Origin of the sequence: Streptococcus suis (assembly GCA_024583055.1) — a bacterium.
Classification (GTDB): domain Bacteria; phylum Bacillota; class Bacilli; order Lactobacillales; family Streptococcaceae; genus Streptococcus; species Streptococcus suis_V.
On sequence record CP102145.1, the window covers coordinates 908,503 to 919,288 of the forward strand.

Genomic DNA, 10,786 nt, shown 5'->3' on the forward strand with positions numbered 1-10,786 from the left:
CTTATAAACCGAAGAGATTTTTCATCCGCAGATAGCTCTGCTCTTCTCCGACAAAATACACCAGATCATTTTTCTCCAAAGTCTGGTAGGGACTAGGAGAAATCAAGAGCTCTTCATTGCGCTCAATACCGACAATAATGGCTCCTGTGTGGTGCCAGATACGTGCTTCCGCCAACTGCTTGCCCAGCAACTCACAGTCAGCTGTCAACTTTAAACCGTAGGGCTCCAAAGGGTATTTCTTTTGCACGCGCTTGGTCTGATCCAAGTAGACAGAAACCAAGCCACGCAATTCCTTGAGCATATTTTCCTGCTGGTCCATCTTTTCCAAAATCCGGTCTTTTTGCGAATTTAGGGAGCTGGTCATTTCAAAATTATCAATGAAATCGTGGGCCTTTTCCTTGGACAGGACGATGGCCCCACTACCATGCTTGACCGACACAATATGGAGGTCGGCCAGAATATTTAAGGCCTTACGAGTAGTCTCCGGCGAGACCCCAAACATACTAGCCAGGGTCGAACGAGATTTGATTCGCTCACCTACTTCATATTCACCTGAGACAATCCGTTGCGCCACTCCGACCGCAATCTGCTGGTACTTGGACGCCTTTACAATTTTTCGATTTGGCATAAATCTTCCTTCTTTCCATAGACAAAAGGAGCGGTACCGTATCACCTTCCATGATCCCGAAACTCACTCCTTTAATTGGTCCTAGGCAAGAATCATGCCCTGAACCCTATTTAATTGATGAACTGATTAGACTGAGTCTACTCTACGCGAGATGATTGGATTTGTTCCTTCACTTGTCCTGTTTTTTCTGAGACAAATTCACCAGCCTTGTTTGCTTGAGAAGCGATAGCCTGACCTGTAGCTTGACTTGCTTCAGTTACACGATCTTGCAAGGTAACGGAAGCCGCTTCAAATTCTTCACGCGTTTGTACGTCTACAACTTCTACGTTCACTTCTACTACTTGCAAGTGAGTCATAGCCGCAACTTCTTTGCTGATGACAGCTTTCATTTGTTCAACGATAGCTGGAATATCTTTACCATATTCTACCACAATCTTCAGGTCTGTTGCAACTTGTTTGGTACCAACTTCGACGTTGATGCCTTCTCTCACATTGTCACTATTGACCAGCTTGTTCTTGAAATCCGTTAAGAAACCACCGCTGACTGACAAAAGACCTGGAACAGTTTTCAAGGCATAGCCAATCATTTTTTCAATCACTTGGTCTGCGTATTCTACAGTACCTTTTACAGCTTCAACTTGTGTGTTTTTCGTTTCTTTCATTTCCTAATCTCTCTTTCTATAGATAAAACTTATTTTTTCAAACCTTCAACAGCGCCTTTAACGGCATCTTTAGCGTCAGCAATAGCAGCCTTAGCCTTACCAGCCAATTGCTCTACCTTACCTTCTGCTTCTACTTCCTTGTTGCCCGTTGCCTTACCGACAAGGTTTTTAGCACCACCAACAAGTTCTTCTGCTTTTGCATTTACTTTTTCTTCTGACATAGGATTTCCTCTTTCTTTTATTTCTTAAATGACACGGGGTTCTCTAGCAGTCAATTCTTCAATACCTCTTGAAGTTTTCTTGACCTGACTACCTGTAAAATCTGCTACTGATTGGGTTGCATCTGAAACACGGTCCTGCAAGCTAATAGAATCAGCTTCAAATTGAGCCCGCGTCTTGATGTCAGATACTTCAACGTTGATTTCAACAACTTCCAAGTCCGTCATACGCTTGACTTCTGACTCAACAACTGTCTGGATAGCCTTATAGATAGTCGGCAAATGTTTTTGGTATTCAGCTACAATCGACAAATCGACTGCAACCTGTTTTTTCCCAACTTCTACATTTACACCTGAACGGACATTTTCAGTGTTGACCAATTTATCCTTCAAGTTAGCTAAAAATCCGCCATCCACAGCCAATAAGCCGTCTACTGATTCCAAAGCTAAGCCAACAATTTTTTCAATGACCTTGTCCGCATAGGTCAATTCACCATTGATTACCTGTGTATTTTGTTCTGTCATAATGACCTCCGAAAATATAAAATTCTATTTAAACTTAATAGCGCTTATTGAAATAGTTTTCCAAGAGACCTGTCTCCTGGAGGCCGAAGCCTACACCTACTCCGATTGCAACCAAAACTAAGACTAAGAGAGTTTTGAAAAATCCAAGACTCAGAAATAAGATAGATAATACAAGACCGACGGCACCTCCCACTAGAGGAAGAGTCCATTTATTTGTTTTCATGTACACCTCTATTCTACACGAGAAGGACGCGACTGTTTACTGCTTGCAACATCTTTGACAAGGACAGTAAAGTTGATTGGCTGCTCCATTCCAAAGAATTGACGCAAACCATGTTGAATGCTTTTCTCCAAAAGACTAGTCTGATCACCAAGGGATCCAGCTTTAGCAAAATCACCCGCAAGCTTGACTTTAAGACGCTTCTTATAGGGAATAACTGTTGCACTTGCAGATTTCATATAGCCAGATTCTTCTGCTAGGATCGCTACATAGGATTCGATAGCAGATTTTTTCATTAGAAGACTGCCACCATTTTCCTGGATGAGGTTAATCTCTGCATAGCGCTTAGGGTAGAAAAGGACTACCAGGAGCAGGACCGCAGTCAGAATTGCCAGTCCTATCAAGCCCCAAAATGCAAGGGGATTGAGAAAGGGAGCGACAACCTGATGGACAGGCCATTGAGGAATCCATGCTACTAGCTCCGCTGGGAGATGGCCCCCTCCTGCAAACTTCAAAGAAGTCAGCAAGAGGAAGAGCAGGACCAGCAATAAGAGGCTAGCAGTCAGTATTTTTTTTACTTTAGACATTGAGGCCTCTTTCTAGTTTCATTAACCCTTACGGCCAAAGAAGAAGGATACAACTGCTACAACGATAACTGCACCAAGGATAGATGGGAACAAGGCCATACCTGCAAGGCTCGGACCGCCGTGACCAAACAAACTTTGACCAACAGATGATCCGACTAGACCTGCGATGATGTTCGCGATCCAACCCATTGAACCACCCTTTTTCGTAATCGCACCAGCGATAGCTCCAATAAATCCACCAACAATAAGTGACCAAATCATATAAATTCTCCTTTTAGATAAAAATAGTAAAAATCGATTTTTGGGTTATAAAGATGAATAACAGTAACGTTACTTGATAAGTGACAACTTTTATTTATCTTTATGTTGTCAGTATATCATCAATTTGGAGACTTGGCAAGTCTTTTTTCTTATTTTTTCAAAAAAAGTTGGAAAAATTCTTAAAAATGCCTATTTTATGCGATTTTTAGGTGCTATTTTTTTGATATTTCTTTTCAGGAGGAGCCAGTTTCTAACCTAAAATGTCAGATAATGAGGAAAACAAGAGGAAAAAAATAACACGATTTTTCGGTTTTTACTTCAAAAGAAACTACATTGACTAGCTTTTTTAATTTATAAGTTGTCACTTTTTCTAAACAAAAGAAAAAGCCGTTGAATATCCAACGACTTCCTCAAATGAGAAAACTTAAGCTACTTCTTCTTATAAAAGAGCACAAAGGGGAGCACAATTCCGACCGAAATCCACCATTTGACCTCCATATGGAGCAAATACTTGCCAAGGCTGGCCACTAGGACATAGAACAAGGCCAAAGCGATGCGGATGTAGATATTCTTCAAATCAAATTTCATAGGCAGACCTCCTTGTACTATTATTGTACTATCTTTACTCTTGAAAAATCAAATCTATCCATTGTCAACAGCCTTGGTGAGTGAAGAGTTTCGGGGGAAATTTTCAGCCTATCCCCTTGAAAGAAGGGCACGACAGAGTTCAACCATGGACATTTTCATTGAGTTTTATAGATAGAAACAAAGAAAATCCCAGTCCGTAGACTGAGATTCAATAGATTTATAAACACTAGACTTTAGACTGAATAGCCTGCATCTGGGCGTAGACACCACCTAGAGCGACCAAGTCATCATGACGGCCTTGTTCAATGATGCGACCTTGGTCCAGGACCAGAATCTGGTCTGCATTTTGAATGGTCGACAGGCGGTGGGCGATGATAAAGGTTGTCCGCCCCTCCTTGACCACTTCCATGGCATGCTGGATGATTTCCTCAGTCTCCGTATCAATGTGGGAAGTCGCCTCATCCAGGATCAGAATCTTAGGGTCAGAATAAAGGGTCCGGGCAAAGGCAATCAACTGCCGTTCTCCACTGGAGAAGGCCGAACCTTTTTCGACAACAGGCTCATCGATTCCCTTTTCCAGACGATCCAACATCGGCCCAGCTCCAACCTTTTCCAGAGCCTGGCGCACGCGCTCCCGGTCCATTTGGTCCACATCCATGGCCACATTGCTGGCAATGGTCCCCGTAAAGAGATAAGGATCTTGCAGGACAATCCCCATATGGCTGCGCAGGCTTTCGCGAGAATAGTCTCGAATATCCTGACCATCAATCAAGACCCGCCCAACCTGGGGATCGTAAAAGCGATAGAGTAGGTTCATAATCGACGTCTTACCCGAACCAGTATGGCCCACCAGAGCTACTGTCTGTCCCTTGTCCGCCTGGATAGAGATATCCTTCAAGATTGCCTTGCCTTCTTCATAGGCAAACTGGACATGTTCAAATATGACTTGACCATCAGTCACCTGCAAGATCTCTTCTCTATCTGGCTCCGTCTCTTCTTCCAAGAGGGCCATCAAACGCTTGCCCGTTTCAAAGGACCGCAGCATATTTGGAAATTGCTGTACCAAGGAACCCAGGGCAATAAAAATTCCCTCAATATAGTTGACATAGACAAAGAGCTTGCCTGGACTAACCCCCGGCTGGCCCTTGAGAAACTGATAGCCAACCACCGTAAGAATACCAGTGACCACCAAGTTTTGCAGGAAACCACTCAGGTTCCAGGTCGCCAAGGATTGGGCCCAGATAATTCGGTTATCGGCCCGTCGCATCTTGTCTGCCGTTGCCTCAAACTCTTCCATGACTGCCTCTTCCTGACCGAAAAGCTGGATCAGACTAGCCCCGTTCATGGTTTCATTGACCTGGGTATTGACATCACTCCTGGCATCATAAAAGTCCTTCATGGGTTTGTCTGTCATCCGCTTATAGGCATACTGGATAGCGATATAGAGTGGAATCAAGACCAGCATGAGCCAGCCCAGGGTGGCATTCATGTAAAAGAGGACACCGTAGGTAAATGCCAGACGGATGAGGTTATTAAAGGCGTAGACCAGGGTCCCATAGAACTGGTTGCGCAGGGTCTCGGTATCATTGACAATCCGAGTCGCAATCTTACCTGCTGGTTTGTCATCAAAGTAGGAAATAGGCAGGCGCTGCATGACATCGTAGGCCTGATTTCGCAAAAGCTCCGCAATCCGATTGGCACAGTGCATAAGCAGGCGCATGGATAGATAAAAGCCCAGACCACCGATGACCGTCATCCCCATATACTGACTAGCCTTGGTCAAAAAGGCAACCTGATCAAAGGGCAGCCCCTTGCTCAAATCCGTCAAGGGACCGTCAATAGCCTGCTGGATAATGAGCGGTGCCAAACGCACCATGGTAGAAGCCAGGAGATAGAAGACTACCGCAATGGCAAATAGCCATTTGACCTGCTTGATTTGTCGCAATAAAAATCCTAAAATCTTCATTCCTCTCCTCCTTCCTGGCTTTGTTGTCGCTGGTATTGCTCAAAGTACCAGCCACCTTGCGCCAGCAAATCTGCTGGACGGCCCTCTTCAACGATGCGGCCCTCATCCAGGACCAGCACCCAGTCTGCATGGTTAACAGCCGATAGGCGGTGGGTGACGATGACATTGGTTTTACCCGCCCGTTCTTTTTGGATATTTTCAATAATCTGGCGTTCTGTACGAGCATCTACTGCCGACAGGGAATCATCCAGGATCAGCAGGTCTGGTTTTCGCAGAAAGGCCCGTGCAATGGAAATCCGTTGCTTCTGACCGCCCGAAATGGACACACCCCGCTCACCAATCATGGTCGCCAGCCCATCACTCATCCGCCCCAAGTCTTGACTGAAGGCCGCTGTCGCAATGGATTGCTCAATCTCCTCAGGACTGGCATCCAGCTTACCAAGAGCAATATTCTCGCCGACTGACTTGGAAAAGAGGATGTGTTCTTGGGGAACGTAGCCAATTTTTTCCTCGATAGATGCGCGTTTAAAGTCCAGAACTGATTGGCCATTTATCGTAAAACTGCCTTGACCGACTGGATATTGACGGAGGAATTGGCGGACCAGAGTGGTCTTGCCTGACCCTGTTTTCCCAACGATACCGACTGTCTGCCCTCTTTTCAGGGTCCAATGGATGTCCTGCAAACTCGGCCAGTCTGCCTGTGGATAGCTAAAGCTGTACCCTTCAAAAGCCAGACTGGACAGCTCTGCTATTTCCCCAAAACCATCAACTTCCAAATCATCCCCTGTATCAATCAGCTCCTGCAGCTTTTCAAATGAGGTCTTGCCGGTCTGGTAGACCAAGATGAAATCCGACAGCATCCAGAAAGGCTCGAGAAGTGAACCAACGTAGAGCTGGAGGGCGATGACCTGGCCGATAGACAGTTGACCGGACTTGACAGCTACTGTCCCCATGACCAGGACCAAAATAGTGGACAAGCCCAAAGCCACAGTAGCCAAGGGATTGTAGAGGGACTGGAGGGAGGTAATCCGGTCTCCACCCTTGGCAAGCTCCCGTGTCCGCTCCTGAAACTTGACCTTCTGAGTGGCCTTCTTGCTGTAGGCGCGTGTGACCCGAATACCTTCTACGACTTCCAGAACCTCATTATTGAGCTGGGCGACGGCCTCCCGGTTGGCCTCAATGGCCTCATCCTGCTTGCGACCGATGAAAAAGATAGCCGCAGTCATAGCCAGCATAGGAAGCAGAGCCACCAGAGAAGTCTTCCAGTCGATGATAAACATATATGGAATGACAAAGGCAAACATGCCTCCTGCATAGACCACAATCATGATCCCGTAGCCAACCATTTCCATCAGCCCGTCCACGTCCGTTGAAAAGCGGGTCATGATATCCCCAGAGCGAAACTTCTCATAGAAGGGCGTCCGCATGACAACCATTTTTCGGAAGGCTCGCTGCTGCATGTCAAATTTGAAATTGATAGAAGACTGAAAAAGCTTGAGATGCCAAATGAAGGCTGTAGCATAGTTGACCAGGGTCACCAGGAAGAGCAGGGTCATATCCTGGACCAACATTTTCTCGGTCAAGCCATTAGACGCCAGGGTGTCGACCATTCTTTGGATAATCTGGGTCGGCACCAAGAGCGTGGCGTCGTAAATAATCAAGGTCACAGCGATCAGCAAGTAGAGCCACTTGTGCCGCTTGACATAATCAAAAATTAAGCTGAACATATATCTCCCTTATCTTAAAACCTTTCTAAGCACGCAAAAAAGCCTAGACGACACACTCCGCCTAGGCTCCCTCAAGTCCGTTCAAATAGACTATTATAGTTGCTTAAAAAGGAGTGGTTTATGAAAAACAGTTTGTTTTGTGATAAATACTGTATTGTTCATTGTAGTACTCCTTTCCTTATTCTACCCCTTATTTTATCAGAATATATTGACTTGTCAAGGTATTTTAGGTAAAAAAGTAAGAAAAAACGACCCATCCGGACCGTTTGTCGACTATATGCTAGTTGCCACCTTTTAGCGCCTGAATTAGTGGGAATTAACCGAATGCAAAGCCCGTAAAATTAGGCTTTTTGTTTTTCCGTCAAGTTAAATTCGGCAAACTTTGAAAATAATTTGGGGCGGATTTGGGGCGAATTTTATACCTGCAATTCCTCACGGATTGCTTTTTGCAGCAGCTGGCTAAAGTTGACCTTGTTTTCTTTTCCAACTTCCACAAGCCAGCTTGGTAGTGTGACAGTCTTATTGACGATTTTAGAGCGTTCACGCTCACGGACAAGTTCGGTATCAACAGAGATAGCCTGAATCACATCATCATCGCTTGCTAGATTGCTTGCAAGTGCCTTGAATGATGATGGTTTCGGAAATTCTTTACCCTCGTCTTCAAACATGATGGTATAGATTTCAAGAACTTCACGAGCGTTGAAAATAGCTTCGCTCAGGTTGTCAGCTTCACTAAATGCTCCAGGGAAATCCGGGAAAGAAATGCTGTAGCCACCATTTTCCTTATCTGCTTCAAACAATGCTAAATAATTATATTTCATAGTGATAGATTAAGCCAATGATCAGAGTAACCACTTTAGGGGTACAGGGAGGAGTGCCCTCACTCCCCATACAAGACTTTGAGAATATTGTTCAGTGTACCAGGTCTGTAATCCTTCTCTTTGGGTTTAGGTATCGTCACTGTCCGTCCGTCTGGATGTTTCCAAACTTCGTGAGACCCTTTGCCAAAGTTAGTTTTACTAAAACCTTGCTTCTTAGCAATCTTCTTAAGCTCTCGCTCTGTCATTGGCTTATCTCCTTTCCTTATCTTTAATTATATTATACACTTGTTTTTTACACTTGTCAACAAAAACACTTGTTTTTAACAAATATTTTTCAAAAAAATATTCCATCAAAAATATTCGTCACAATAGAAAAAAGCCCAGCAAACGCTGGGCTGAAAATCTATTTAAACGTACCCCATGCATCGCCATAACGTTTACCGTCTTTAGTTGCTCCAGTAGCCGCATAGTTACGTTTGCCACTGCCGCCGATGTATGAAATCCAGACGAAGCCGTCAAAATCGACAACAACCTCGTCATACTTGACCGACTGCCCTTTTTTGTAGGTTGCCACAATCTGTCCAGATGTGTTTGGCGCACGACGGACATTGATAGAATCAACTGAGACTGTAAACACGCCAGTTTCTTTGTATCGCCTGCTCCCTGTGGCAGGTTTCGGCGCTGTTGATTGCTCAGAATAATTTAACCTAAACCAACCAATAACATTGCTATAGTCTCGCTGATGCTTGCGAGTAATACCTCCACCACCAATCTCCAGCTGGTCATTAATACCGTTTCGATTGTGGTCAGAATAGCCGTCGATATTCTGCTCAACGGTTGTCATACCATTCACATTAGCAGAGATACACACACCGATATGGCCAAAAGGGTCATTGGCCCCAAACTGCATGACAAAAAAATCACCAGGCTGTGGGATTAAACCGGGCTTGCTGGTGTCGTTATAAACCACAGGCAATCCCAACTTCTTAGCCCTGGCCAGGCAATCCTTGGCGTTAGTATAGGCCATATTCAACTTACCACTCGTCAAATGTTGCATGATATGATCAATCAAGGCCACACACTGTCCACCGTAGGGATTGGTTGGCACAGTGACCTTACGACCGACTAAGGAAAGGGAATAGCTTACTACATCATTTACTGTTGTCATCTTCTTCCTCCGTTTCAAGATAAAAAGGAGCCAACACCCATATAATAGGTGTCAAAGCTCCCAAAATCACGATAAGCAAAATTGCTTTAATTACTCTCACTTATTCTTTCCTATCAGCTTTTCCAATGCTGCCGTGACATTCTCAAAAATCGATGTATCGCCTTTGGCCTTGCCATAGTTTTCGACCAAACTCTTAAAGGTCAAGATGAGGTATCCGACATAGATAGTGTACAGAAAAGCTACACCTGTCTGTTCTGGCAACAGCACTGACATAGGAATCAATACAGTAAGTAAGATGATTCCCATCATCTTGCGAATCAGGCCGTTAATACCGATTTTAGATTGATAATCAATATCTGGATTAATCATTGCAGCAAACGTACCCGATAAAAAATCAACAATCTCCATAACGACAATTAACCCAAGCAAAAAGAGGATAAGTCCGTCCTCTGTTGCAATAAGTTCGCGTAGGAAATCAAACATCCCATGTGGACGCGGTTGAATTGAAGCCTGCATTCATTATCCTCCTTCCGGAATATAGTTCACCACATTCTCATCTGCAAGTTCAGGGTGTCCCATCAATTCCAACTGAGCCTTGACTTTCTTTTTAAAGATGCGTGGAACATCCTTAAATGCAAAATCAAAGTGCTCATCTACAATATTCATCGCCATTAACATTACAATCATTTTATTACTCCGTTTCTGTATCTGTGTTAGCGGTAGAACTGTCGCTACCGTCGACTGTATCAACGTTTTCAATACTTTCATCTTCTGGGACCTCACCTTCTTCAAAGCTAGTGTAGAGCTCTGTCAGCACTTCCATGACAGAACCATTCAGAATCCTAAATTTATCCTCAACCGCCTTGAAGCGTTCATTACGCTCTCCTTCAGTGGCTTCCATGCGTTCAGTCAACTCGGATTGTGCTTCCTGCATGTCGGCAAATTTTGTTTCAGCTTCCTGCATGAATTTCTTAGCTGATTTGACAACAGCTTCCATCTCTTCAATCTTCTGCACCGATTCAGCCATGGCACGGTCAGCGTACTCAGACTTAAAGTGAGCTTCACGGGCCAATTCGACCAATTCATTTTCGGTCTTGTCCATGTGATTGCCTACTACTTTTTCGGTATAGGTTGCGTAGCTTCCTGTTGTTGATGCAATAGCAATTTCTGTGTGTGTGATTTCTCCGTCGGATAAAAACGGATACTTCCCTATCACTTTCCAGGCTCTCATTCAGATACCCCCTCTGGTTTCGTAGCTTCGTCCAGTTGCTTGGTTAATTCAGCAACCTGCGCCTGCAGACTAGTAATCGTTTGCTGGCTTTCTTCCAATTGCGCTTCCACCGTTGCTTTATCCAAGGACAATTGAGCAATCTGTATGGCTAGTTTTGATTTGATATTTTCGTGCATATTTTCCT

At 44.5% G+C, this 10,786-nt stretch carries 17 protein-coding genes; all 17 read right to left on the bottom strand.

From position 1 onward, the window contains the following. Position 1 precedes the first annotated feature (1 nt). Positions 2 to 628 carry a GntR family transcriptional regulator gene (locus NQZ91_04385; GenBank protein ID UUM58610.1) on the bottom strand — a complete coding sequence of 209 codons (627 nt, stop codon included), beginning with the start codon at positions 626 to 628 and terminating at the stop codon, positions 2 to 4. Positions 629 to 765: 137 nt separating this feature from the next. Further along, positions 766 to 1,290 (bottom strand): Asp23/Gls24 family envelope stress response protein, encoded by a 525-nt coding sequence (locus tag NQZ91_04390; protein UUM58611.1) that lies wholly within the window; start codon positions 1,288 to 1,290, stop codon positions 766 to 768. Between the two features lie 29 nt (positions 1,291 to 1,319). Next, positions 1,320 to 1,511 (bottom strand): CsbD family protein, encoded by a 192-nt coding sequence (locus NQZ91_04395; protein ID UUM58612.1) that lies wholly within the window; start codon positions 1,509 to 1,511, stop codon positions 1,320 to 1,322. 24 nt (positions 1,512 to 1,535) lie between these two features. Then, positions 1,536 to 2,033 carry an Asp23/Gls24 family envelope stress response protein gene (locus tag NQZ91_04400; protein UUM58613.1) on the bottom strand — a complete coding sequence of 166 codons (498 nt, stop codon included), beginning with the start codon at positions 2,031 to 2,033 and terminating at the stop codon, positions 1,536 to 1,538. 34 nt (positions 2,034 to 2,067) lie between these two features. Further along, entirely contained in the window at positions 2,068 to 2,256 is a 189-nt protein-coding gene (locus NQZ91_04405; GenBank protein UUM58614.1) for a DUF2273 domain-containing protein, read from the bottom strand. Between the two features lie 8 nt (positions 2,257 to 2,264). Then, complete coding sequence (gene amaP, locus NQZ91_04410) at positions 2,265 to 2,840, bottom strand: alkaline shock response membrane anchor protein AmaP (GenBank protein UUM58615.1); 576 nt, start codon at positions 2,838 to 2,840, stop codon at positions 2,265 to 2,267. A gap of 21 nt (positions 2,841 to 2,861) precedes the next feature. Continuing rightward, positions 2,862 to 3,101 carry a GlsB/YeaQ/YmgE family stress response membrane protein gene (locus NQZ91_04415; protein ID UUM58616.1) on the bottom strand — a complete coding sequence of 80 codons (240 nt, stop codon included), beginning with the start codon at positions 3,099 to 3,101 and terminating at the stop codon, positions 2,862 to 2,864. A gap of 429 nt (positions 3,102 to 3,530) precedes the next feature. After that, positions 3,531 to 3,689 (bottom strand): hypothetical protein, encoded by a 159-nt coding sequence (locus NQZ91_04420; GenBank protein ID UUM58617.1) that lies wholly within the window; start codon positions 3,687 to 3,689, stop codon positions 3,531 to 3,533. A 226-nt stretch (positions 3,690 to 3,915) separates the two neighbouring features. Further along, the gene (locus NQZ91_04425) at positions 3,916 to 5,655 is read right to left on the bottom strand and encodes an ABC transporter ATP-binding protein/permease (protein ID UUM58618.1); all 1,740 of its coding nucleotides are present in this window, start codon (positions 5,653 to 5,655) and stop codon (positions 3,916 to 3,918) included. Next, positions 5,652 to 7,382: an ABC transporter ATP-binding protein/permease gene (locus NQZ91_04430; GenBank protein ID UUM58619.1), complete on the bottom strand. Its 1,731-nt coding sequence runs from the start codon at positions 7,380 to 7,382 to the stop codon at positions 5,652 to 5,654. The genes NQZ91_04425 and NQZ91_04430 overlap by 4 nt, the downstream gene beginning before the upstream one ends. 416 nt (positions 7,383 to 7,798) lie before the next feature. Then, positions 7,799 to 8,203: a type II toxin-antitoxin system HicB family antitoxin gene (locus tag NQZ91_04435; GenBank protein UUM58620.1), complete on the bottom strand. Its 405-nt coding sequence runs from the start codon at positions 8,201 to 8,203 to the stop codon at positions 7,799 to 7,801. Positions 8,204 to 8,262: 59 nt separating this feature from the next. Then, positions 8,263 to 8,448 (bottom strand): type II toxin-antitoxin system HicA family toxin, encoded by a 186-nt coding sequence (locus NQZ91_04440; protein UUM58621.1) that lies wholly within the window; start codon positions 8,446 to 8,448, stop codon positions 8,263 to 8,265. Between the two features lie 158 nt (positions 8,449 to 8,606). Next, positions 8,607 to 9,371, bottom strand: a complete 765-nt coding sequence (locus NQZ91_04445; GenBank protein ID UUM58622.1) for an SH3 domain-containing protein — start codon at positions 9,369 to 9,371, stop codon at positions 8,607 to 8,609. A 96-nt stretch (positions 9,372 to 9,467) separates the two neighbouring features. Further along, positions 9,468 to 9,887 (bottom strand): phage holin family protein, encoded by a 420-nt coding sequence (locus NQZ91_04450; GenBank protein ID UUM58623.1) that lies wholly within the window; start codon positions 9,885 to 9,887, stop codon positions 9,468 to 9,470. Between the two features lie 3 nt (positions 9,888 to 9,890). Continuing rightward, positions 9,891 to 10,058 (bottom strand): hypothetical protein, encoded by a 168-nt coding sequence (locus NQZ91_04455; protein UUM58624.1) that lies wholly within the window; start codon positions 10,056 to 10,058, stop codon positions 9,891 to 9,893. Positions 10,059 to 10,062: 4 nt separating this feature from the next. After that, entirely contained in the window at positions 10,063 to 10,602 is a 540-nt protein-coding gene (locus NQZ91_04460) for a hypothetical protein (GenBank protein UUM58625.1), read from the bottom strand. After that, a complete protein-coding gene (locus tag NQZ91_04465) occupies positions 10,599 to 10,778 on the bottom strand; it encodes a hypothetical protein (protein UUM58626.1) in 180 nt (59 codons plus the stop codon). The genes NQZ91_04460 and NQZ91_04465 overlap by 4 nt, the downstream gene beginning before the upstream one ends. Positions 10,779 to 10,786: the final 8 nt, after the last annotated feature.